Consider the following 23,552-nt stretch of genomic DNA (forward strand, 5'->3'; position numbering starts at 1 on the left):
CAATGCTGCGGAGAGGCGCACCGACCCGGGATCCGGCGGAGAGACGAACAGGGCGTCGGCTGTTCGGGCAGGATGAACCCATGCAGATCGAGAGTCCTCCGACAGCAGGAGGTCGCGCGCGGATCCTCATCGTCGGCACCGGAGGGACGATCGCCGGGTCGTCCGCCGCGACGGACACCCAGCACTACCAGGCGGGTGTCCTGTCGGTGGAGGACCTCACCGCAGCCGTCCCCGGTCTCGCCGATCGCGTCGAGCTGCAGGTCGAGCAACTGTTCTCACTCGACTCGGTCGACCTCACCCTCGACCACAGGCTGAGCCTTGCGCGCCGCCTGGACGAGGTGCTCGGCGGCACCGACCGGCCCGACGGCGTGGTGGTCACCCACGGCACCGACTCCATGGAGGAGACGGCCTACGTCCTGCACCTCCTCCTGGACACCGAGGTACCCGTCGTACTCACCGGCGCCATGCGTCCGGCCGACGACCCCGGTGCCGACGGCCCGGCCAACCTCGCCGACGCCGTCACCGTCGCCGCGCACCCACTGGCCCGCGGACTCGGCACGGTCGTCGTGTTCGGGGGGCAGATCCACGGCGCGCGGGACATCACGAAGCGGCATGCGGGGCGTCTCGACGCCTTCGAATCGCTCCACGGGCCCCTCGGACACGTCCTCGACGGACAGGTGGTCATCGGGGCACGACCGGCGCGGAACTTCGGCGCCACCAGCGCTTTCCGCGTCGGCGATCTTCCCGCCACCATGCCGGCGGTCGAGGTCCTCCTCACCCACCCGGAGATGACCCCGTCCATCGTCCTGGCCGTCATCGACTCCGGCGCAGCGGGAATCGTCCACGCGGGACCGGGCGGAGGCAACGTCTCGGCCACGGTCGCGGCCCTGCTCGATGCGGCGCGACAAGCCGGCATCGCGATCGTGCGCACCTCACGTGTCGGCTCCGGCCTGACCACGCGCAACGGGTCGGTGAGCGACGACGAGCACGACTGGGTCTGCGGTGGGGATCTGCCCCCGCACAAGGCCCGCGTCCTGCTCGCCCTGGCGCTCACAGCCACCGCCGAGACCGCCGAGCTCCAGACCCTGTTCGACACCCACTGAGGAGACTCCATGACCGACACCCCTGCAGGCCACGTGCTCGTCGCCTGCGACAAGTTCAAGGGTTCGCTCACGGCGCTGGAGGTCATCGAGAACCTGGAGACGGGCCTGCGCGAGGGTGCGCCCGGTGTCGAGGTCAGGTCGGTCGTCATCGCCGACGGGGGCGACGGCACCCTCGATGCCGCGGAGGTCGCCGGGTTCGAGCCGGTGCCGGTCACCTGCTCGGGGCCGACGGGTGAACCGGTCGCCACCCGCTACGTGCGACGCGGTGACACCGCCGTCGTCGAGATGGCCGACGCCTGCGGGCTGATCCGTCTGCCCGGCGGCGAGCGGCGCCCTTGGACGCCTCCAGCGCCGGGCTCGGTGAGGTCATCGCCGCAGCACTGGAGGCAGGCGCACGCGAGCTCGTCATCGGCATCGGCGGCAGCGCCAGCACCGACGGCGGCGCGGGCATGCTCACCGCGCTGGGGGCGCGGTTCCTCGACGAGAACGGTGACCACCTCCCACCCGGCGGCGGCGCGCTCACCGACCTCGCGCGCATCGACCTCTCTGGCGTGCACCCCGCTCTCGCCGAGACCTCGGTGACCGTGGCCTGTGACGTCGACAACCCCCTGTTGGGAGAGAAGGGCGCGGCCGCGATCTTCGGTCCGCAGAAGGGCGCGAGCGCCGAGGACGTCGCTCACCTGGATGCCGGGCTGGCGCGCCTCTCCTCGCTGGTGGCGGAGGCGACGGGTCAGGACGTGGCGGGTGAGCCGGGCGCCGGCGCGGCCGGTGGCGTGGGGTGGGCGGCGCTGGCCGTCCTCGGGGCGAGGATGCGCCCGGGCATCGAGATCGTGCTCGACCTCAACCACTTCGACGAGCACCTGCGCGGCGCACGGCTGGTCGTCACCGGAGAGGGCTCGATCGACCTGCAGACGCTGCTCGGCAAGGCGCCGGCCGGCGTCGCCCGGGCGGCCCGAGGTGCGGGTGTGCCGATCGTCGCGGTGTGCGGTCGCGCGCTGTTGTCGGACGCGGAGGCGCAGGACGCCGGCTTCGAGCGGATCTACCGGCTCACCGACCTCGAGTCCGACGAACGCACCTGCATGGAACAGGCCGGCCCGCTGCTGCGCCGCCTCGCGAGCGACGTCGCACGCGCCGAACTCACCGCATCATGAGCAGCTGAGACAGTGGGTGACGCCGAGACAGCCGGTCCTGCGCCACTGTCTCGGACTTCCCCTGCTGTCCGAGGTGGGAGTGGGTGCGTGTGCGCGGTCAGTAGCGTTCCATCCCGGTGCCCATGCCGCCTTGCGCCATGTTCTCGAGGCGGCCGATGCGCTGGGCCATGGGCGGGTGGGTGGAGAAGAGGTTGGAGACGTCGCCGGCGCGGAACGGGTTGGCGATCATCAGGTGGGAGGAGTTGACGACCTTCTGCTCGGGCTCCAGCGGAGCCTCCCGCACGCCCTGTTCGAGTTTGCGGAGGGCGGAGGCGAGCGCCAGGGGGTCTCCGGTGAGCTTGGCGCCGTCTTCGTCGGCGTCGTATTCGCGGGTGCGGCTGATGGCCATCTGGATGACGCCGGCGGCCAGGGGCGCGAGCAGCGACAGGGCGATCATGGCGATCGGGTTGGGGCGGTCCTCGCTGTTGCCGGAGAACATGTTGGTGAACATGAGCATCTGCGCGACGCTGGTGATCACGCCGGCGATGGCCGCGGCCACGGACGAGGTGAGGATGTCGCGGTTGTAGACGTGCATGAGTTCGTGTCCGAGCACGCCGCGCAACTCACGTTCGTCGAGGAGCCGCAGGATGCCCTCGGTGCAGCAGACCGCGGAGTTCTGCGGGTTGCGGCCGGTGGCGAACGCGTTGGGCGCCTGGGTGGGTGAGACGTAGAGGCGCGGCATCGGCTGCTGCGCCTTCTCGGAGAGTTCGCGCACGATGCGGTACATCGCGGGCGCTTCGGCCTCGGTGACGGGCCGGGCGCGCATGGCGCGGATGGCGATCTTGTCGCTGTTCCAGTACCCGTAGGCGGTGGTGGCCAGCCCGATGAGCGCGAACAGCCAGATGAACCGCCCCCTTGGATCATCGCGCCGAGCGCGAGGAGCAGCCCGAAGATCGCGCCGAACAGAAGTGCGGTCTTGAACCCGTTGTAGTGCCGATGCATGTCAGGTGCAACGCAGAACATCAGAAGACCGTTCCCGGCCCGCCCGTTCGCGAGCGAGCGAGCTTGAACGGGCGGAACAGAAAGGAACGCCGCGGCGAAGCCGCGTCCAAGCAGTTCCGGGGGCGCACGAGCTCGAGCACCGGCCCCGACGACGCGCGGCGCTCGGTGGGCACGCACCGGTCGCCGAGCGGCAGCGAGGCCCGCCCGTTCGCGAGCGAAGCGAGCCTGAACGGGCGGAACAGAAGAAGGCCGCGGCGAAGCCGCGTCGATGCAGTTCCGGGGGCACACGGGGGCGGAGCCCCCGTGCGTAGGAGCCCCCGTGAGAAGGCAGACCTCACTTGCCCCTACTAGGATGGCGGGACGCGGCGCCGCGATCCCTCCGCGCCGATCCCAAGAGACGGAAGTTCCATCGTGTCCACTGCCACGTCCAAGACCGTCGAGAAGCTGCAGCGGGTCGTGATCCGCTTCGCCGGTGATTCCGGTGACGGTATGCAGCTGACCGGCGACAGGTTCACCAGCGCGACGGCTGCGCTGGGTAATGATCTGTCGACTCTGCCGAACTTTCCGGCGGAGATTCGCGCTCCTCAGGGGACGTTGCCGGGTGTGTCGAGTTTTCAGCTTCATTTCGCCGATCACGACATCCTCACGCCGGGTGATTCTCCGGACGTGTTGGTGGCGATGAATCCTGCCGCGTTGGCGGCGAACCTGCGCGACCTGCCGCGGGGTGGCGTGATCATCGCGGATTCGGATGCGTTCGCGAAGCGTGCTCTGGCGAAGGTCGGGTACACGGAGAATCCGTTGGAGGACGGCTCGCTCGAGTCGTGGCATGTGCACTCGTTGCCGTTGACGTCGATGACGTTGACGGCGTTGGCGGACTTCGATCTGACCCGTAAGGAGAAGGAGCGGGCGAAGAACATGTTCGCCCTGGGTCTATTGTCGTGGTTGTACACGCGGCCGGTGGAGGGGACGAAGGCGTTCGTGCGGGCGAAGTTCGCCAAGAAGGCGGAGATCCTGTCGGCCAACCTGACGGCTCTGGACGCGGGTTACCACTACGGCGAGACGACCGAGGATTTCGCGGTCAGTTACGAGATCGCGCCGGCGCCGATGCCTCCGGGCCGGTACCGCAACATCACGGGCAACACGGCCACCGCCTACGGCCTGGTCACGGCGGCGCATCGCAGCACGTTGCCGCTGGTGCTGGGCAGTTACCCCATCACTCCGGCCTCGGACATCCTGCATACCCTCGCCGGGCTCAAGCGGTACGGCGTGACGACGGTGCAGGCCGAGGACGAGATCGCCGGTGTCGGTGTGGCCCTGGGCGCCTCGTTCGCGGGTGCGCTGGGCGTGACGACGACCTCCGGCCCGGGTTTGGCGCTCAAGTCCGAGATCATCGGCCTGGGTGTCTCCACCGAGTTGCCGCTGGTCGTCGTGGACGTGCAGCGTGGCGGGCCGTCGACGGGTCTGCCCACCAAGACCGAGCAGGCCGACCTGTTGCAGGCGATGTTCGGCCGCAACGGTGAGTCGCCGGTGGCGGTCATCGCTCCGAGCTCCCCGTCGGGGTGCTTCGACACGGCCATCGAGGCCGTGCGCATCGCGACGACGTATCGCACGCCGGTGCTCATCCTGTCCGACGGGTACCTGGCCAACGGCTCCGAGCCGTGGCGCATCCCGGACGTCGCCGACCTGCCCACGATCGACGTGGAGTTCGCCTCCGAGCCCAATTCGGTGGATGCCAAGGGCAACCCGGTGTTCCACCCCTTCATCCGCGACGAGGAGACCCTCGCCCGGCCGTGGGCGATCCCCGGCACCCCGGGCCTCGAGCACCGCATCGGCGGCATCGAGAAGGCCGACGGCACCGGCAACATCAGCTACGACCCCGACAACCACGACCGCATGGTGCGTCTGCGCGCCGCGAAGATCGAGCGGATCGCCGACACGATCGGTGACCTCGAGGTCGACGACCCGAACGGCGACGCCGACGTGCTCGTGCTCGGGTGGGGGTCGACCTACGGCCCGATCAGCGCCGCGGTCCGCTCTCTGCGGGGTTCCGGCATCCCGATCGCCCAGGCCCACCTGCGCCACCTCAACCCCATGCCGCGCAACACCGCCGAGGTGCTGCGCGCGTACTCGCGTGTCGTCGTCCCGGAGATGAACCTCGGCCAGTTGGCGCTGCTGCTGCGCGGCCGGTTCCTCGTCGACATCCAGTCCTACACCGCTGTCCGTGGCCTCCCCTTCACCTCGACCGAACTCGTCGAGGTGCTGGCCGCCGCGGTCGCTGACGCCTCCGAGGAGGACGGATCATGACCATCGATCTCGGCATGCCCACCAGCGGCCTGCACGGCATCCCCCGCCGCCCCGAGGGCGCCCCGCCGGAGAACAAGAAGGACTACACCTCCGACCAGGAGGTCCGTTGGTGCCCGGGGTGCGGCGACTACGCCGTCCTCGCGGGCGTCCAGTCGTTCCTGCCGACCCTGGGTCTGCGGCGCGAGAACATCGTGTTCGTCTCCGGCATCGGCTGCAGCTCGCGGTTTCCGTACTACCTCGACACCTACGGGATGCACTCGGTGCACGGCCGTGCCCCGTCGATCGCGACCGGTCTCGCCGTCTCGCGTCCGGACCTGTCGGTGTGGGTCGTCACGGGCGACGGCGATGCGTTGTCCATCGGCGGCAACCACCTCATCCACGCCCTGCGACGTAACGTCAACCTGACGATCCTGTTGTTCAACAACCGCATCTACGGCCTGACGAAGGGGCAGTACTCCCCCACCTCCGCGCCGGGCCTGGTCACCAAGTCCAGCCCTGCCGGGTCGGTCGATCCCGTCTTCAACCCCGTCGCCCTGGCGCTGGGCGCGGGAGCCACGTTCGTGGCGCGCACGATGGACTCCGACCGCACGCACCTCACCGCCACCCTCAAGGCTGCGGCCGAGCACCGGGGCGCCGCGTTGGTGGAGATCTACCAGAACTGCCCGATCTTCAACGACGGCGCCTTCGAGATGCTCAAGGACAAGGAGAAGGCCGAGGCCCGCATCCTGCGTCTGGAGCAGGGCCAGCCCGTGCGGGCCGGCGACCACCACGTCGTCGTCCGCGACCCGGCCGGCGGCCTCGAGGTCGTCGGTGCGCGCGGAGCCGACGAGAAGCGGATCCTCGTCCACGACGCCACCCGCGAGGACCCGACCTCCGCGTTCGGCCTCGCCCAGCTCGACGGTGAGCACGTGCCGCTCGGTATCTTCCGGCGGGTCTCCCACCCCACCTACGACGACCTCGTCCGGGGCCAGGTGGCCTCGGCCGTGGCCGACAACGGTGGTGCCGTCGACGACGAGGACATCGCCGGGCTGCTGGCCGGCAAGGACACGTGGACGGTCGCCTAGACCCTCCCGCACCCGAGACCGGCGCGGAGGCCGCGAGTGCGACGGCCGCCCGGCGTGGCGTCCTCTACGGGTTCTCGGCGTATCTGATCTGGGGCACGATGCCCCTCTACTTCAGGCTGCTCGCGCCCTCGGGTGCGTGGGAGATCCTCGCGCATCGCATCCTGTGGTCGTTGGTGCTGTGCGTCCTGGTGCTGCTGGTGCTGCGTCGCCCGTTCCCCACGTGGCGGCGACCGCTCCGCCAGCACCTCGGCATGGTGCTGGCGGGGATCCTCATCGCGATCAACTGGGTGGTCTACCTCGTCGCGGTCACCACCGACCGGGTCACCGAGGCGGCCCTGGGCTACTTCCTCAATCCCATCGTCAGCGTCGCCCTGGGGCTGCTGCTCCTCGGTGAACGGTTGCGGCGGCTGCAGTTCGTGGCTCTGGTCATCGGGGCCTCAGGCGGCCTGTTCCTGGCCGCGACGGGTGGGACGGTGCCGTGGATCGCGTTCGCCCTGGCCTTCTCGTTCGGCTTCTACGGACTCGTCAAGAAGAAGATGGGGGTCGGCCTCGGAGCGCTGCAGGGCCTCACCGCAGAGACGGCGGTGCTCGCCCCAGCGGCGCTCGGAGTGATCGTCTGGCTGTCGATGACAGGCGGGGAGACGGCGTTCTCCCAGGGGCCGGTCCACTTCGCCCTGCTCGCCTCCAGCGGCGTCTTCACCGCGATCCCGCTGCTGCTGTTCGCCATGGCGGCCAACCGCATCCCGCTGGTGACCCTGGGCCTGCTCCAGTTCATCGCGCCGGTGCTGCAGTTCATCACCGGCCTGCTGCTCGGCGAGCACATGACCCCGGCACGCTGGATCGGCTTCGCCATCGTGTGGGTGGCGCTGGCCGTGCTCATGGCCGACTCCGTACGAGCTCGACGCGCCGTCCCACCCCGCAGCCGGCTGTGACCACCGGCCGAGCACCGCGGGCCGGCGACCGCCCAGAGCCACGCACGCTCAGGCCCGGTTCACCCCGCTGACCGGCTCTCGTCCACGGCGCGCTGGGCCTGCTCCCCGAGCTCGACCTTGCGGATCTTGCCGGTCGCGGTCATGGGGAACTCCTCGAGCACGATGAGCTCGGGAACCTTGTACGACGCCAGCGATGCCCGCACGTGCGCCTCGAGGTCGGCGACCTCCACCGTCGCCCCGGGAGCCGCGGTGACGAAGGCGACCGGACGCTGGCCGTTCGCCGGGTCCGTCGCCGGCACCACGGCACACGAACCGACCGAGGGGTGCCGCGCGATGACCATCTCCAGCTCGGCCGGGAACACGCTCATCCCCTTGACCTTGATCATCTCCTTGGCGCGGCCGAGGAAGTGCAGCCGACCCCGCTCGTCGATCCGACCGTTGTCCCCCGTGTGCAACCACCCGTCCCGCAGCTGCTCGGCCGTCGCCTCCGGCTTGCGCCAGTAGCCGGTCGTCACCGACGGGCTGCGGACGACGATCTCCCCCGCCTCGCCGAGAGGAAGGACGTGCCCGTCCTGCCAGTCCACGACGAGGATGTCGGTGCCCGGTACGGGCAGTCCGGTGAAGACGGGCTCCTCGTGCAGGTCGGCGTCGTCGGCCTGGAACCCGTGCGGAGTGGTGTCCATGGTGTGGGTCTCGGTCATGCCGTAGGAGGCCTCGCGCAGGACGCTGTGCTCGCCCACCGCCTCCACCCAGCGTCGACGCACCTCCGGGTCCATCTTCCTCACGAAGGACACCGCCATCGGACGCTCGAGCGAGGAGAGGTCGCGCGTCGAGATGTCCTCGCGGGAGGCCATCTCGAGGTAGTTCTCGACCGTGCCCACCATCGTCGTCACCTTGTGGCGCTCGATCTGCGTGAGCGCGGTGTCGGCGTCCCACCGCACCATGAGCACGCTGGTGCCACCGAGAACGACGGGGAGGAGGATCCCGAGGTCCTCGCCGGCGATCCAGAAGATCGGCAGGTAGCACAGGGCGACGAAGTCGGTGTCCGCGCTCTCCTCGGTCGCGGTGGCCGTGGAGGCCGCCGTGTAGAGCATGTGTCGCTGGCTGTGTTCGCAGCCCTTGGGCATCCCGGTCGTGCCACCCGTGTAGTTGAGGGCGGCCAGAGCATCCAGGTCGGGAGTCACCCCGTCGGTGGGCTCGTGCTCCAGCGCGGTGGCGAAGGGGGTGATCGACCGGCCCCCACCGTCGGGCATCTCGGCCGCGCCTCCCACCATCTCCATGATCGAGGTCATGAGCACCTGTTCGACGGCGACCTCCTCGCCCCGTTCCAGCGCCGAGTCCGCCTGGGACCACAGCTCCGTGGCCGTGAGCAGCACCGTCGCGCCGCTGTCGCCGAGTTCGTAGGCGATCTCGTCGGCCGTGAACATCGGGTTCACCGGCACGTGCACGCCCCCGGCCCGCAGCACCGCCAGCATCGTGATGACGAACTGGGGGCAGTTCGGCAGGTGGACGGCGACCCGGTCGCCCCGGGTCACGCCGGCGGCCTGCAACCAACCCGCGACCCGCTTCACCTTCTCGTCCAGGTCCGCGTAGGTGAGCGTCAGGGTGTCGAAGACGATGGCCGGGCGATCGGCACGTCGCTGTGCCCACGTCGACACGTGGTCGGGCAGAGAGATCTCACCCAGGGGGTAGACCGGCGCGTCCGGGACGCCTGCGGGGCGGTGGCGTGCCTGGATCTCCCGCAGCTCGGCGGCATGGGCGTCGTAGTCGTTGCTCACTGATCTCTCCTTGATCCGGGTGACGAGATGATCTGCACGATGTGCTGACGTGTGTCGGCCGGGTCGATGACGTCGTCGACCTCGAACACCTCCGCCGCATTCACCGCTTTGGCCTGCTCGTGGGCTTGCTCGATGAGACGCCGTTCGAGGGCGTCGCGGGATTCCTGATCGGGCTGCTCGTCGAGTTCGCGGCGGAAACCGAGCCGCACCGCCCCTTCCAGCCCCATGGGCCCGAGTTCGGCCGTGGGCCAGCACAGGACGAGGTCCGGCGTACGCAGACTGCCACCGGCCATGGCCTGGGCACCCAGGCCGTAGGCCTTGCGCAGCACGACGAGGACGATGGGCGTGCGCACGGCGGCGCCCGCGCCGAACAGGGCGGAGAACAGACGGACCGTGCCGGCGCGCTCGGTCTCGGGGCCGACCATGAAGCCCGGGGTGTCGCACAGGACGACGAGCGGGAACTCGTGCCGGGCGACGAGGCCGAGGAAGTCCTGGAGACAGCGCGCCTCGTCGGCGTCGATCGCCCCACCGAGGTGGGCGGGATCGTTGGCGACGACGGCGACGGCGTGTCCGTCGAGACGGGCCAGGCCGGTGACCATCCCGGGCGCGTACTCGGCCGACAACTCGAGGAAGGAGCCCGCGTCGACCAGCACGTCGATCGCGCGACGGACGTCGTAGACGCGCTTGCGGTTCTCCGGCACCACCTGGCGCAGGAGGCGCTGGTCGGCGGCCTCGCCGGGTTCGAGCCGGCGAGCGGAGAAGAACGAGAGCATCCGCCGGGCGGCCTCGACGGCCGCTTCCTCGTCGTCCACGAGGAGCTGGACGACACCGTTGCGTGCCTGCTCGGGCGCCGGACCGATCTCCTCCGGCGTGTGCACGCCGAGGCCGCCCCCTCGATCATCGCCGGCCCGCCCATGCCGATGTTGGCGTCGGCCGTCGCGATCCTGATCTCGCAGGCACCGAAGAGCGCCGCGTTGCCCGCGAAGCACCGCCCGTGCGCGATGCCGATGCTGGGCACCTTCTGCGAGAGTCGACCCATGGTGGCGAACGTGGGGACCGTCAGGCCGGTCACGACATTGCCGTCGGTGTCACCGGGGCGCCCCCGCCCCCTCGGCGAAGATCACGACCGGGTACCCGCGGCGCTCGGCCAGCTCGAGCACCCGATCGGTCTTCGCGTGGTTGATCTGTCCCTGGGTGCCTGCGAGGACCGTGTAGTCGTAGGCGATCACCGCCACCTCCGGTGAGGAGTCGGCGAACTCCTCCCCCAGCAGGCGTGCGAGGCCGGCGACCATGCCGTCCCCGGGAGTCTTCGCCACGAGGTCGCCGTGGTCGCGGCGTCGTCGCTGAGCGGCGATGGCCAGGGTGCCGTACTCGACGAGATCGCCCCCGCGGCATAGGTCGGCGACGTTCTCCCGCGCGGTACGACCGCGCGCGCGGCGCTTCTCGACGGCGCTCGGCCGTGCGTCGTCGCGGGTCGTCGCTCGCCGCTCGAGGAGCGCCGCGAGGTCGGGCCGCACGTCGGCGGGGTCGATGTCCTGCCCCTCGCCGGCGTCGCCGTCGTGGTCGCCATCGTGTTCGAGACGCACCACGGGGTCGCCCGCCCTGAGGGTGTCCCCCACGGCGACCGCGAGCTCCACGATCCGGCCCGGTGCGGTGGCGGTGATCGGCTGCTCCATCTTCATCGCCTCGACGAGGACGAGGAGCCCACCGGCCTCGACGTCCTGGCCCTCATCGACCTCGACCGCGGTGACCGTGCCTCCGGTCCGGCTCACCAGCCAACCCTGCTCGACGAGTCGCGCGGTGTCGCCACGGTCGGCGTCGACGTCGGCCCCGGGTCGGGTGTCGGACGGGTCTCCGTGTTCCTTCGCCAGCTCGACCAGATCGGCGAGGGAGCGGTCGAGAAGGCCGGTGTCGTAGTCGTCGCCGTCGAGGCGGACGGAGGCCAGGATCGCCCGAAGGATCGGGAGCGTCGTCGGCAGACCGGAGATCGACGTCTCCGCGAGGGCGGCCCGCGCACGGGAGAGCAGCCCGGCCGGATCCCCGTCCGTGGTGACGACGATCTTGGCCAGGAGTGGGTCGTAGTCGCCGGTGACCTCGGTGCCGGCGGTGAGGTGGGTGTCGACCCGTGTACCTCCACCGGAGGGCAGGACCAGATCGCTCACGATTCCCGTGGCGGGAGCCCACCCCGTCGCCGTGACGTCCTCGGCCGTCACCCGGCACTGGAGTGAGCGACGCCCGGGGACCGGCTCGGCGACGAGCCCCGCCACGGCGACGTCCTCCCCGAGGGCGAGTCGGATCTGCCCACGCACCAGGTCTGCTCCCGTGACCTCCTCGGTGATCGTGTGCTCGACCTGCAGGCGGGGGTTGACCTCGAGCAACGTCCATCGCCCCGACCCCGGCGCCCACAGGTACTCGACCGTGGCGAGGCCGACGAGCTCTGCGCGGTCCACGACGGCGACGGCGGAGGCGTGCATGCCCTCCCTGACCGCATCCTCGAGCACGGCGGGGGCGAACTCGACGACCTTCTGATGACGGCGCTGCAGCGAGCAGTCGCGGTCGCCGAGCGTCACCGCGGTTCCGTGGCGGTCGCGCGCGACCTGGACCTCGATGTGGCGAGCGTGCTCGAGGTACTCCTCCGCGAACACCTCCACCGACCCCCCGAGGCGTTCGGCCTCGCGGCGGACGGCGGCCAACGCCTCGTCGACTCCGGCTGCCTCCCGCACGACACGGATGGCGCGGCCGCCTCCCCCGAGGCGGCCTTGAGCACCACGGGACCGGACACCTCGGCGATGAGCCCGCACACCTGCTCGGCGTCGGGGTCGACGCCCGTCCCCCGCAGGGTCGGTGCGCCGACCGCGTCGGCCAGCTCCCGGGTGGCGCCCTTGTGGCCCAACAACGCCAGGGCCTCCGGGCTCGGGCCCACGAACTCCACCCCGGCCTCGGCGCAGGCACGCGGCAGTGCGGGATCCTCGCTGAGATAGCCGTACCCGGGATGCAGCAGCACCCTGTCCGATGAGACCTCTCGTGCGGCGGCAACGAGTCGCGGCGCATCGAGGTAGATCGATGAGACCCCTCGCTCGAGAGTCACCACGTCGTCGGCGATGCGCCGGGCCCGCGTCACCTCGTCGCCGGCCTCGGCGAGCAGAACCGCGCGCAGTCCCTCGTCACGGGAGGCCCGCAACACGCGGACGGCGATCTCGCCGCGGTTGGCCACCACGACGACCGGAGAGTCAACGACGTTCATACTGCGAGGGTGGTTGACACTGACGTCAGTGTCAACCACCCTCTCCCCATGGGGATGCCGCCACCCAAGGGCCCGGTCAGCGCCGACACGAGAAACAGGCTTCTGCGCTGCGCCGAGAAGGTGTTCGCGCGTCTCGGATACGCGCGCACGACGGTCGCCGACATCACCGGTGAGGCCGGGACCAGCAGGGCGACCTTCTATCAGTACTTCGAGAGCAAGGGCGACGTGTTCAGCTCGGTGGTCACCAAGGTCCACGAGCGACTCATCGCCGCACAGCGGGTGCCCGACGTCGACCCCGACGACCACGCCGAGGTCGCCCGGCGATCGATGACCGCCGCTCTCGACCAGTACGTGGCCGATCGCCGCCTCCTGGTGGTCGTTCGGGAACAAGCGTTGAACGACCCCGACATCGCCGCGCTGCTCGAGCAGACCCACGCGCACGCGGCGGGGCGCACACGCCGGTTCCTCGAACGCGTCGTCGCCGACGGGAACGCGAACCTCCCCAGCGATCCCCAGGCCATCGGCGAGGCCACCGTCGGGATGGTCGCCCGCTACGCAGACCTCGTCGAGGCGCACCCCGATCGTCGGGAACTCCTCGCGAGCCAGCTCGGAGACATGTTCGTCCGTCTCATCGGAATCGACGACGGCAGCTGAGCTGCCGACAGAACGGAGGGGTCGATGGAGACCCAACGCATGAAGCCGGCCGAAGCAGGCCTCCTCGTGGCCATCGCCGTCGTGCTCGTGATCGGGATGCTCCCGGCGGTGCGCGCGATCACCATCGGCGGGCTCAGCGCGTTCGTCTGGTGCATGGTGCTGCTCATGCTCGGAGCGCCCGCCATGGGGCTGTTCCTGCCGCGAGGTGATCGCCGATGATCCTCGCCGTCGTCCTCGTCTACTTCGTCGTCATCGCCGTCATCGGGTTCCTGGCCTACCGCCGGGCCCACAGCTCGACCGACGAGTTCTTCGTGGCCGACCGCAACATCGGCGCGTTCGTCAACTCCTGGGCCTTCCTCGCCTCGCTGGCCAGCGGTGGATCGGTCCTCGCCTCGGTGGGCACGACGCTGCGACAGCATGTCCACGGCACTTCAGACCTACCCGCAGCTCGGACGGGCGACCGCTCCGGGCGAGGCGTGGTCGATCCTGGGCGGCTTCATCACCTGGGCGACGGCCATCTCGGTCCTGCCGCACGTCATCATGCGCGTGTACTCGGCGCGCGACGTGGCTTCTGCCCGGAGCTCGCTGAACATGGCGATGATCCTGTACTCGATCATGATGCTGCTGACCGCCTTCGTCCTCGTCCCGCTGGCCGCGACCACCCTCACCGTCGACGAGTCGAAGGACCCGGACGGCCTGTTCTTCACCCTCACCGCGTCGGTCTTCAACACCTTCGGACAGGGCATCGTGGCGGCGGCGGTCCTCGCCGCGATCATGTCGACCACCGCCGGGCTGCTCATGGCCTGCAATTCGGCCATCGCCCACGACCTCTTTCGTGGGGTCATCCGCCCCGAGGCCAGTCAGCGCACGACCCTCCGGGTGGCCAGTGCGGCCACGGTCGTCGTCGGCCTGATCTGCATGATCCTCGCACTCAATCCTCCCCAGCTGCTCATCGTGCTCTACACCGGCGCGGTGGCGTTGCTGGCTTCGGCGTTCTTCGCACCGATGGTGCTGGGCATCTGGTGGTCACGGACGACCAGAGCCGGCGCCACCGCCGGGCTCCTCGCCGGCGCCGTCTCCTTCACGATCGCCTTCGTCATGGATCTGCCGACGTCGGCGGAGGTGCTCGTGGGCCTACCGGTGTCCATCGTGGTCACGGTGGCCGTCAGCCTCATGACGTCGCACTCCGAGACGGAGACGGCGCCCGTCCCCTCGGCGGTACCGGAGGAGGCGCGGTCGCGCCGCTGAGCCACACCGAGACGGCCATCACCCCGGCTCGGACATGAAAGCGCCACCGCCGTCGGCGGTGGCGCTTTCAGGTGTCTCCCGATCGGGAGGACCGGCTCAGACCACGGCAGGGGCCGAGGAGGGGTCGGTGACCTCGAGACGGCCGTCCTTGATGGCCGCCTCGACGTAGGCCAGCAGCATGTCGAGGTAGTTCTCGACGACGGCGTTCGTCATGTCGCTGTCGCGGTCCACCATCCACGCGAGCATCGCGCCGTCGGTCAACGTGAGGACCATGCGGGCGATGGTGCGGGTGGAGTTGCCGTCGGTGCCACGGACACCGAGGCCATCGACGATGAAGGACTCGATGAAGTCGAGGTAGGTCTTGTACAAGGTGCGGGCGGCCACACCGTCGCCGCGGACCGACCACGAGGCGAGCTCGTAGCTGAGCAGCTGACGACCCGGGTCGGCGATGGTGGTGTCCCAGAAGGCCTGGATGCCGGTACGCACCTTGACTCGCAGTGGCTCGTCGGCCACCGACTCCAGGGCCTCGGCCACCGGACCGAGGATCGGGTTGAGGAACGACTCTGCTACCGCGTTGATCAGCGCTTCCTTGCTGCTGAAGCAGTAGTGGACGACGCCGAGAGAGACGTTGGCACGCTCGGCGATGCGGCGCACCGAGGCAGCGGCCAACCCCTCCTCGATCGCGAGATCGATCGTCGCTTCCATCAGCTGCTCGCGGCGGCGCTCTGCTGGAACTCTGGGCATACCTAGCACTGTAGGGCCAAAGCTTTCCGCTCAGACACCCTCAGCGAGGGTCTTACCCTGCCCATACCCTCGCGTTATCGAACCTTTATCCGACACTGTCGGCTTTCCGTCAACTTCCACGTGAGCGCGTATTCGGGTGGGTTCGAACACCCTGGCGGGCTCGGACCGAAGCGGACCGAAACACGCACGTCACCCAGTGAAAACCATTCGGCTGGAAGCGGCCTGGGAATCAGGGATTCCCACATGGATCAACGCGAACACCGCATAGCCGTGCCCGAGCAATGCCCGCTTCGGGGGCACCGAAGGTTCAGACCACACGGTCCACGACGCTCGCCGCGAGATGGCGCAGCGCCCGGGCGACCGGAGCCTCCCCCAACGGCGCGAGCTGCTCCTGCGCATTCGCCGCGACACGGCGCGTGTACACGCGGGCCTCCTCCATCGCCGGATGCGCGCGCACCAGCTCGAGGGCCTCTGCGACGCCGTCCTCGTCGCGGGACAGGTCGCCGTCCAGCAGCTGCAGCAGACGGGCGTCCTCAGGCCGCGGATCGCGCCTGAGCAACAGGATCGGAAGGGTGTCGACGCCCTCCCGCAGATCGGTCCCGGGCGTCTTGCCCGACAGGCCCGGCTGCGAGTCGATGTCGAGGAGGTCGTCGGCGAGCTGGAAGGCCACACCCAACAACTCCCCGTACTCCTGGAGCAGGGCGATGGTGGCGTCGTCGCAGCCACCGAACATCGCGCCGTAGCGCGCCGAGGTCGCGATGAGCGCGCCCGTCTTGTCGCGCAGCGCACCGATGTAGTACTCGACGGGGTCCTCCCCTCGGGGCACGGCCGGTCGTCGCGGATCTGGCCCGAGCACAGACGCATGAACGTCTGCGCCTGGATCTTGACGGCCTCGGCACCGAGGTCGGCCACCACGTCGGAGGCGTTGCCGAACAGCAGGTCGCCCACGAGGATCGCGGTCGAGTTGCCATAGGCGGCGTTGGCCGAGACCGCTCCGCGGCGCAGGTCGGCCTCGTCCATGACGTCGTCGTGGTAGAGCGAGGCCAGATGCGTCAGCTCGACGGCCGCGGCAGCCGCCACGACCCGGTCGTTCGTCCCCTCGCCCACGTGCGCGGCGAGGAGCGTCAGCATCGGCCGGATCCGCTTGCCCCCGGCCGCGAGCAGGTGCCCGGACGCCTCGGCGATGAACGGATCGTCGTGCCGCACCCTCTCGGCCAGGAACTGCTCGACCCGGCCGAGACCCTCGGTGAGGGCCTCGGCCGTCGCCGGATCGAGTCCGGGCAGCGCCGTCGCGGTGGGCTGCGCCGTCATCGGATGAACAACGACAGAGCAGGTGAGGACATCAGCCCCAGGAGCGGGCCGGGGAACACACCGAGCAGGAGGGTCATGACCACGCTGAGGGTGATGGCGCTGACCGTGCTGACCGACGGGGTGAGCACGCCCACGTTCTCGCCGCCGACATCATCCGGGTCGCCGGCGAACATGACCCGCACCACACGGAAGTAGACGTACGCCGTGACCGCGCTGCACGGCACACCGAGGACCGCGAGGATCACCCCGGGGATTCCGGCGTGGGCGATCGCCGTGGAGAACACCGCGAACTTGGCGGTGAATCCCGACGTGAGCGGGATGCCCGCGAACGCCATGAGCAGGAACGCGAACACACCGGCCACCAACGGGGACCGCTTGCCCAGGCCCGCCCACTGGGCGATGGAGGTGGCCTCGGCCCCGGTGTCCTTGCGCCGGACCAGCATGACGATGCCGAACGCGGCCAAGGTCGAGAAGCCATACGCGGCGAGGTAGAAGATGACCGCACCCACGGCCGTGACGTCGAAGGCCACGACACCCACGAGGACGAACCCGGCGTGAGCGATCGAGGAGTAGGCGAGCATCCGCTTGATGTCGGTCTGGGTGACCGAGAAGACCGAGCCGACGACCATCGTCAGACCGGCGACGAGCCACAGGACGATCATCCAGTCCCACCGGGCCGAGTCGATGCCGGTGTACAGCACGCGCAGCATCGCGCCGAACGCCGCGACCTTGGTGCAGGCCGCCATGAAGCCGGTGATCGGCGTCGGGGCGCCCTGGTAGACGTCCGGCGTCCACGAGTGGAACGGCGCGGCGCCCATCTTGAAGAACAGACCGACGAGCACCGAGACGCACCCGATGACGAGCAGCGGGTCCATGCCCGGCTGGTTGCCGATGGACTCGGAGATGCGACGGAACTGCATCGACCCCGAGTAGCCGAACAGCAGCGCGGCACCGAAGAGGAAGAACGCCGACGCGAACGAGCCGAGCAGGAAGTACTTCAGCGCCGCTTCCTGGGAGAGCAGACGCTTGCGACGCGCGAGGGCCGTCAGCACGTACAGCGGCAGCGAGAGCAACTCCAGCGCGACGAACATCGTCAGCAGGTCACCGGCCGCCGGGAACAGCATCATGCCCGCGATGGAGAAGAGCACGAGCGGGAACACCTCGGTGGTCGACCCGAGCCGCTCGGCGAGCCCCTCCTGGGCGGAGCCGGGGACGGAGGCACCCGAGGGGGTGAACGCGTCGGCCAGCCGGCCCTTGAACCGCTCGGCGATGATGAGGACCGCCACGAGACTCAGCACGAGGATGAGCAACTGGAGCGCGATGCTCGGGCCGTCCATGACGATGGCACCGGCGAGCGTCGGGCCGGCGACGGCGGTGATGCTGAGCGCCAGCACGAGGAACGCGGACACCAGGCTCACGACCGCGATGGCGACCTGCACACCGTGCCGCGCCGACCTCGGCGCGAACGCCTCGACCACGATTCCGATGAGCGCGCCCACCAGCACGATCACGACCGGCGTGATCGCGAGGACGTTGACGTCGGCGGGAACGAACTCCGACACGGGCATCACTGGGCACTCCCGTTCATGGCCCCGGCGGTGGGGGCGGGGTCGGTGACGCCCATGTAGGTGAGCGTCCGGGTGACGGCGGGATCGATGACGTCGAGAACCGGCTTGGGGTAGAACCCGAGCAGCAGGAACAGCACGATGAGCGGTGCCACGACGAACTTCTCCCGGCCGTTGAGGTCAGGGACGGACAGACGCGAGGGCGCGGGACGAGTGGCCGTGGCCACTCCCCGGACTGCGCCGCGTGGGCACCTCCGTCGGTCGCGGTGGTGGAGGCGGTGGCCTCGGGCGCGTGGTCGGTGTGGCCGTGGGGGTCGCCGTCGTCGTAGGAGACGGCGCCGTCGACCTCGACCAGCCGCGAGCCGGGAGCCGGGCCGGTGAACACGCGCATGTAGAGCAGCAGGATGTAGGTCGCGGCCAGGATGATGCCGACCGAGGAGATGACGGCCGCGATCGGGTACCGCTGGAACGTGCCCATCATCACGAGGAACTCGGAGACGAAGGAGCCGAGACCCGGCAGGGCCAGACCCGACATGCCCGCGACGAGGAAGGTGCCCGCCAGCACCGGGGTGACCCGCTGCCAACCGCCATAGTCGCGCACGTCCTTGCTGCCGTGGCGCGCCACCAGCATGCCCGCGATGAGGAACAACGCGGCGGTGGAGAAGCCGTGGTTGACCATGTACAGCACCGACCCGGTCATGCCGACCGAGGTCATCGCGAAGATGCCGAGCACGATGTAGCCGAAGTGGCTGACCGAGGTGTAGGCGATGAGGCGCATCATGTCGCGGCTGCCGATGGCGAGCACCGCGCCGTAGATGATCGAGATCAGCGCGAGGACGATGACCACCGGGGTGGCCCACTGGCTCGCGTTCGGGAACATCTGCAGGCAGAAGCGGATCATGCCGTAGGTGCCGACCTTGTCGAGCACGCCGACGAGCAGGACGGCCGTGGCCGGACGCGCCGCCGTGGCGGCATCGGGCAGCCAAGTGTGCACGGGCCACATCGGGGCCTTGACCGCGAACGCGATGAAGAAGCCGAGGAACAGCAGGTTCTCCGCGATCGGGTTGAGCGCCAGACCCGTCAGGTTGGTGATGAGGAAGCCCTGGGCCCCGCCCGGGCCGAACACGTACACCGCGATGACCGCGACGAGCATGATCAGACCGCCGGCCAGGGAGAACAGCAGGAACTTGAGCGCCGCCGCCGACCGGTTCGCCCCACCGTAGTTGTTGATGAGGAAGTAGACCGGGATGAGCATGGCCTCGAAGAAGACGTAGAAGAGGAAGACGTCGGTCGCCGCGAAGACGCCGATCATCATCGTCTCCAGCACGAGCATCCAGGCGAAGTAGCCGCGGTGGTGACGCCCGCCGACCATCGGGGTGTCGTGCCAGGCGGCGACGATGCACACCGGCACGAGGATCGCCGCCATGACGATCATGGCCAGCGTCATCCCGTCGGCGCCCAGGGCGTAGCTCACACCGAACTGCGGGATCCACGAGTGGACCTCGGCGAACTGGAACTGCTCGGGGGCGCCGCGGTCGAAGATGGCCGCCATGTACAGCGCGCCGGCCAGCGTCACCAGCGAGAACGCCAGCGCCAGGACGCGGGCGAGCCGTTCGCCGACGAACATCACGACCAGGGCCCCGACGAGCGGGATCACCCCGAGGATCGTGAGCAGGGGCAAAGCTGTCGAAGTCATCACTGCACCATCCACACGACGACGAAGAGGAGAACGATGCCGGCGAGCATCGTCAGGGCATAGGTCCGGACGAGGCCGTTCTGGATCTGGCGCACCACACCCGACAGCCCGAGGACACCGCGTCCGATGCCGACCACGGAGGCGTCGACGCCCTTGTCGTCGGAGACCCCGCGGGCCAGGGCCATCGTCGGGCCCATGAACACACCGGCGTTGATGTCGTCCTGGAACAGGTCACGACGGGCGGCGCGGGTGAGCACCGAACCGTGCGGCGCGACGGCCGGAACCTCGGCCTTGCCGTACCGCAGCCACGCCACGGCGACACCGGCGAGCATCAGCAGGAACACGAGGACCTGGATGACGATCACGGGCAGCACCGGCTCGTGGTGCTCGACGTGACCGGTGACCGGCTCGAGCCACGTGGTGAACCCGACGAAGTGCAGGAACGCACCCAGGCCGAGCGACCCCACCGCGAGAATGATCATCGGCACCGTCATGGTGGCCGGCGACTCGTGCGGGTGGTCGTGCTCCAGCCAGCGGGCCTTGCCGTGGAAGGTCATGAAGAACAGACGCGACATGTAGAAGGCGGTGAGGCCGGCGACGAGCAGCGTCGTCATGCCGAACACCCACGGACGCCAGCCCTCACCGACGAACGCGGCCTCGATGATGAGGTCCTTGCTCCACCAGCCGGACAGCAGCGGGAAGCCGATGATGGCCAGCCAGCCCAGCCCGAAGGTCAGCCAGGTGACCTTCATCTTGGTCGACAGGTTGCCGAAGGTGCGCATGTCGACGCGGTTGTTCATGCCGTGCATGACCGACCCGGCGCCGAGGAACATGCCGGCCTTGAAGAAGCCGTGGGTGATGAGGTGGAAGATCGCGAACGCGTACCCGACCGGACCGAGACCCGCGGCGAGCATCATGTAGCCGATCTGGCTCATCGTCGAGGCGGCCAGCGCCTTCTTGATGTCGTCCTTGGCGCAACCGACGATCGCACCGAAGGTCAGCGTGATCGCACCGACGATCGTCACGGCGAGCTGCGCGTCGGGCGAGAGGTTGTAGATCGGGTTGCTGCGCACCACGAGGTAGACACCGGCGGTGACCATCGTCGCGGCGTGGATGAGCGCGGAGACCGGCGTCGGGCCGGCCATGGCGTCGCCCAGCCAGCTCTGCAGCGGGAACTGCGCCGACTTACCACAGGCGGCCAGCAGGAGCAGCAGACCGAGGATCGTCAACGTGGTCGTGTTCGCCTCACCGACCCGCTCGGCCACACCGGCGTAGGTGACCGTGCCGAACGTGGCGAACATCAACATGATCGCGATGCCCAGCCCGAAGTCACCGATGCGGTTGATGATGAACGCCTTGTTCGCGGCGGCCGCGTACGGCGGGTTCCAGTTCCAGAAGCCGATGAGCAGGTAGGACGCCAGACCGACGCCCTCCCAGCCGACGTAGAGCAGGAGGTAGGAGTCCGCGAGCACCAGCGTGAGCATGGCCGCGACGAACAGGTTGAGGTAGGCGAAGAAGCGACGCTTGTCGGGATCGTGCGCCATGTACCCCAGCGAGTACACGTGGATGAGGGATCCGACGAACGTCACCAGCATGACGAAGCTGAGCGACAGCGGGTCCACGAGCAGACCCACGTCGAGGGAGAACGACCCCGCGGGGATCCACGACCACAGGCCGATGTGCCGGCTGCGGTCCTCGGCGGACATGCCGAGCATCTGGACGAGGGCCAGCAGGCCGACGAGGAACGCGCCCCAGGAGAGCAGCGTCGCGAGGAGCGGACCGAAGGAGTCGGTCTTGCGGCCGCCCACCAACAGCAGGAGCGCACCGAGCAGCGGGAGGGCGATGACGAGCCACATGAGCCCGCTCATCCCGTCCGCGGGCTGCGTCGCGACGTGCTCGACCGTGAGCGCACCGGCGATGAGTTGTGATGACACGCTGTGCGCTCCTTACAGCTTGAGCAGGTTGGCGTCGTCGACCGAGGCCGAACGGCGGGCACGGAAGATGGTCATGATGATCGCGAGACCGACGACGACCTCGGCGGCCGCGACGGCCAGCACGAAGAGCGCGATGGTCTGTCCCTCGAGCGTGGAGTTCATCCGACCGAAGGTGACGAGCATCAGGGCCACCGCGTTGAGCATGAGCTCGATGCCCATGAACACGATCAGCGCGTTACGGCGCAGAAGAACGATCGCGGCGCCGATGGAGAAGAGGAGGACTCCCAGGTACAGGTAGTTCTCGAGGTTCATCGTTCGGTTCCCTCCTCGAGTTCCTTCTCGATGTTCTCCGTCGGACCGGCGAACTTCTCGGCGTCCGAGAGCTGTTGGCGCGCGACGAGGATACGCGAGACCGACAACTCACTCGGCGTGCCGTCCGGCAGCAGGGCCGGGGTGTCGACGGCGTTGTGACGCGCGTACACACCGGGTGCGGGCAGACCGGCCACGTGCTTGTTCTCGCGGATGCGGCGCTCGCTCCACGTGCGCTGGCTGGGCTTGGGCAGCAGGCGCTCGCGGTGGGCCAGCACCATGGCGGCGACGGCCGCGACGACGAGCAGCGCGCCCACCATCTGGAAGGCCGCCATGTACGGGCCGAAGATCATGTGGCCGAGGCCGACGACGTTGCCGGCGGCGTTGATCTCGGCGATCGTGGCGCCCTGTCGGTAGGTCACCTGCGCCAGCGCCGTGCCGAGCAGCAGCGCCAGACCCAGGCCGAGCAGGACCGAGACGAACCGGTGTCCCTTCATCGTCTCCAGCCGGGACTCCGAGGCGTCGACGCCGATCATCATGACGACGAAGAGGAACAGCATCATGACGGCGCCGGAGTACACGAAGATCTGGACGATCCCGAGGAAGTCGGCGCCCTGGGCGAGGTACATGATCCCGAGCAGGATCATCACCAGCACCATCGACAGCGCCGCGTAGACGGCGCGCTTGCTGAACGCGAGGCCGAGGGCCCCGAGCACCATGATCGGACCCACGATCCAGAACAGGACCGCTTCACCCGTGCCGGTCATCGCCGCGTACCGCCTTCCGTCAGGCCGCCCTCGTCGCGAGGCTTGGTGTGGACGTCGGCCGGGTCGCCGCCACCGAGCGCGTCGGAGGTCGCATGGTCGGGGTCGTCGGCCGACCGGCGAGCCGCGAACTGCTCCTGCTCGGGAGTGGCCTTGGCCACCTTGCCCTGGTAGTAGTCGCGCTCCTCCATGCCCTCCACCATCGGGTGCGGCGGGGAGACCATCCCCTCCTGCAGGGGGCGAGGAGCTGGTGCTTCTCGAAGATGAGGTCTTCGCGGGTGTGGTCGGCCAGCTCGTAGAAGTTGGTCATCGTCAGGGCCCGCGTGGGGCAGGCCTCGATGCACAGTCCGCAGAAGATGCAGCGCAGGTAGTTGATCTGGTAGACGCGGCCGTAGCGCTCACCGGGTGAGTACCGACCGGTGCCGCCCTGCTCGACGGGGGTGTCGTCGTTGTCGGCGCCCTCGACGAAGATCGCGTCGGCCGGGCAGGCCCAGGCGCACAGCTCGCACCCGACGCACTTCTCCAGACCGTCGGGGTGACGGTTGAGCTGGTGCTGCCCGTGGTAGCGCGGCTGGGTCGGCCGCTTCTCCTCCGGGTACTCCTCGGTCTCGCGCTTGCGGAACTGGTTGGCGAAGGAGACACCGAAACCCGCGACCGGTGCGAGGAGGTCGGAGAGGAAACCGCCCTGCTGCTCGGCGGCCTGCTGTTCCGGCCCGTACACCGACGGCGTGCTCGGCTGTTCGCGCCGGGCGACGTCGGAACTCGGGTTC

General features: G+C 69.4%; 16 protein-coding genes and 5 pseudogenes. 8 read left to right on the forward strand and 13 right to left on the reverse strand.

What is annotated here, in order from left to right; translation table 11 throughout:
* Window positions 1-80 precede the first annotated feature (80 nt).
* On the forward strand, window positions 81-1,103 hold the full coding sequence (locus QQK49_RS12980) for an asparaginase (RefSeq protein WP_284304282.1): 1,023 nt from the start codon (window positions 81-83) through the stop codon (window positions 1,101-1,103).
* A 9-nt stretch (window positions 1,104-1,112) separates the two neighbouring features.
* Window positions 1,113-2,254, forward strand: a pseudogene (locus tag QQK49_RS12985) (glycerate kinase).
* A 97-nt stretch (window positions 2,255-2,351) separates the two neighbouring features.
* Here QQK49_RS12985 and htpX read toward each other — a convergent pair.
* Window positions 2,352-3,235, reverse strand: a pseudogene (htpX, locus tag QQK49_RS12990) (zinc metalloprotease HtpX).
* Between the two features lie 411 nt (window positions 3,236-3,646).
* On the opposite strand from htpX, the gene QQK49_RS12995 reads away from it, so the two are divergent.
* From QQK49_RS12995 to rarD, 3 genes are read left to right on the forward strand one after another with little or no spacing between them, the layout of a single operon-like run.
* A complete protein-coding gene (locus QQK49_RS12995) occupies window positions 3,647-5,539 on the forward strand; it encodes a 2-oxoacid:acceptor oxidoreductase subunit alpha (protein WP_284304283.1) in 1,893 nt (630 codons plus the stop codon).
* On the forward strand, window positions 5,536-6,603 hold the full coding sequence (locus tag QQK49_RS13000; protein ID WP_284304284.1) for a 2-oxoacid:ferredoxin oxidoreductase subunit beta: 1,068 nt from the start codon (window positions 5,536-5,538) through the stop codon (window positions 6,601-6,603). The genes QQK49_RS12995 and QQK49_RS13000 overlap by 4 nt, the downstream gene beginning before the upstream one ends.
* Window positions 6,588-7,535 (forward strand): EamA family transporter RarD, encoded by a 948-nt coding sequence (gene rarD, locus QQK49_RS13005; RefSeq protein WP_284304285.1) that lies wholly within the window; start codon window positions 6,588-6,590, stop codon window positions 7,533-7,535. The genes QQK49_RS13000 and rarD overlap by 16 nt, the downstream gene beginning before the upstream one ends.
* Window positions 7,536-7,594: 59 nt before the next feature.
* Here the strand turns inward: rarD and QQK49_RS13010 are convergent, their stop codons facing one another.
* The 4 genes and pseudogenes from QQK49_RS13010 to QQK49_RS13025 form a co-directional block, all read right to left on the reverse strand.
* Entirely contained in the window at window positions 7,595-9,313 is a 1,719-nt protein-coding gene (locus QQK49_RS13010; protein ID WP_284304287.1) for an AMP-binding protein, read from the reverse strand.
* Entirely contained in the window at window positions 9,310-10,191 is an 882-nt protein-coding gene (locus tag QQK49_RS13015) for a carboxyl transferase domain-containing protein (protein WP_284304288.1), read from the reverse strand. Before QQK49_RS13015 ends, QQK49_RS13010 begins: the two co-directional genes overlap by 4 nt.
* A 210-nt stretch (window positions 10,192-10,401) precedes the next feature.
* Window positions 10,402-12,036 (reverse strand): ATP-binding protein, encoded by a 1,635-nt coding sequence (locus QQK49_RS13020; protein ID WP_284304289.1) that lies wholly within the window; start codon window positions 12,034-12,036, stop codon window positions 10,402-10,404.
* A 236-nt stretch (window positions 12,037-12,272) separates the two neighbouring features.
* Window positions 12,273-12,557: pseudogene (locus QQK49_RS13025) on the reverse strand (biotin carboxylase N-terminal domain-containing protein); the annotation flags it as partial.
* Window positions 12,558-12,605: 48 nt separating this feature from the next.
* Between QQK49_RS13025 and QQK49_RS13030 the strand changes: the two are divergent.
* The 3 genes from QQK49_RS13030 (at window position 12,606) to QQK49_RS13040 (ending at window position 14,459) form a co-directional block, all read left to right on the forward strand.
* Window positions 12,606-13,211 carry a TetR/AcrR family transcriptional regulator gene (locus QQK49_RS13030; protein WP_284304291.1) on the forward strand — a complete coding sequence of 202 codons (606 nt, stop codon included), beginning with the start codon at window positions 12,606-12,608 and terminating at the stop codon, window positions 13,209-13,211.
* Window positions 13,212-13,235: 24 nt separating this feature from the next.
* Window positions 13,236-13,430, forward strand: coding sequence for a hypothetical protein (locus QQK49_RS13035; protein ID WP_284304292.1), 195 nt, complete (start codon window positions 13,236-13,238; stop codon window positions 13,428-13,430).
* A 198-nt stretch (window positions 13,431-13,628) separates the two neighbouring features.
* Window positions 13,629-14,459 (forward strand): sodium:solute symporter family protein, encoded by an 831-nt coding sequence (locus tag QQK49_RS13040; protein ID WP_284304293.1) that lies wholly within the window; start codon window positions 13,629-13,631, stop codon window positions 14,457-14,459.
* A 96-nt stretch (window positions 14,460-14,555) separates the two neighbouring features.
* On the opposite strand, the gene QQK49_RS13045 is transcribed toward QQK49_RS13040, so the two are convergent.
* The 8 genes and pseudogenes from QQK49_RS13045 to nuoI form a co-directional block, all read right to left on the reverse strand.
* Window positions 14,556-15,203, reverse strand: coding sequence for a TetR/AcrR family transcriptional regulator (locus QQK49_RS13045; RefSeq protein WP_284304294.1), 648 nt, complete (start codon window positions 15,201-15,203; stop codon window positions 14,556-14,558).
* Between the two features lie 307 nt (window positions 15,204-15,510).
* Window positions 15,511-16,514, reverse strand: a pseudogene (locus tag QQK49_RS13050) (polyprenyl synthetase family protein).
* Window positions 16,511-18,082, reverse strand: coding sequence for an NADH-quinone oxidoreductase subunit NuoN (gene nuoN / locus QQK49_RS13055; RefSeq protein WP_284304295.1), 1,572 nt, complete (start codon window positions 18,080-18,082; stop codon window positions 16,511-16,513). Before nuoN ends, QQK49_RS13050 begins: the two are co-directional and overlap by 4 nt.
* 16 nt (window positions 18,083-18,098) lie before the next feature.
* Window positions 18,099-19,775, reverse strand: coding sequence for an NADH-quinone oxidoreductase subunit M (locus QQK49_RS13060; RefSeq protein WP_284304296.1), 1,677 nt, complete (start codon window positions 19,773-19,775; stop codon window positions 18,099-18,101).
* Window positions 19,775-21,643, reverse strand: a complete 1,869-nt coding sequence (nuoL, locus tag QQK49_RS13065; RefSeq protein ID WP_284305902.1) for an NADH-quinone oxidoreductase subunit L — start codon at window positions 21,641-21,643, stop codon at window positions 19,775-19,777. Before nuoL ends, QQK49_RS13060 begins: the two co-directional genes overlap by 1 nt.
* Before the next feature lie 78 nt (window positions 21,644-21,721).
* Window positions 21,722-22,021, reverse strand: a complete 300-nt coding sequence (nuoK, locus tag QQK49_RS13070; protein ID WP_284304297.1) for an NADH-quinone oxidoreductase subunit NuoK — start codon at window positions 22,019-22,021, stop codon at window positions 21,722-21,724.
* Entirely contained in the window at window positions 22,018-22,785 is a 768-nt protein-coding gene (locus QQK49_RS13075; RefSeq protein WP_284304298.1) for an NADH-quinone oxidoreductase subunit J, read from the reverse strand. The genes nuoK and QQK49_RS13075 overlap by 4 nt, the downstream gene beginning before the upstream one ends.
* Window positions 22,782-23,503 (reverse strand): annotated as a pseudogene (gene nuoI / locus QQK49_RS13080) (NADH-quinone oxidoreductase subunit NuoI). Before nuoI ends, QQK49_RS13075 begins: the two are co-directional and overlap by 4 nt.
* Between the last annotated feature and the right edge of the window lie 49 nt (window positions 23,504-23,552).

Origin of the sequence: Mobilicoccus caccae, assembly GCF_030161635.1 — a bacterium.
GTDB lineage: Bacteria > Actinomycetota > Actinomycetes > Actinomycetales > Dermatophilaceae > Mobilicoccus > Mobilicoccus caccae.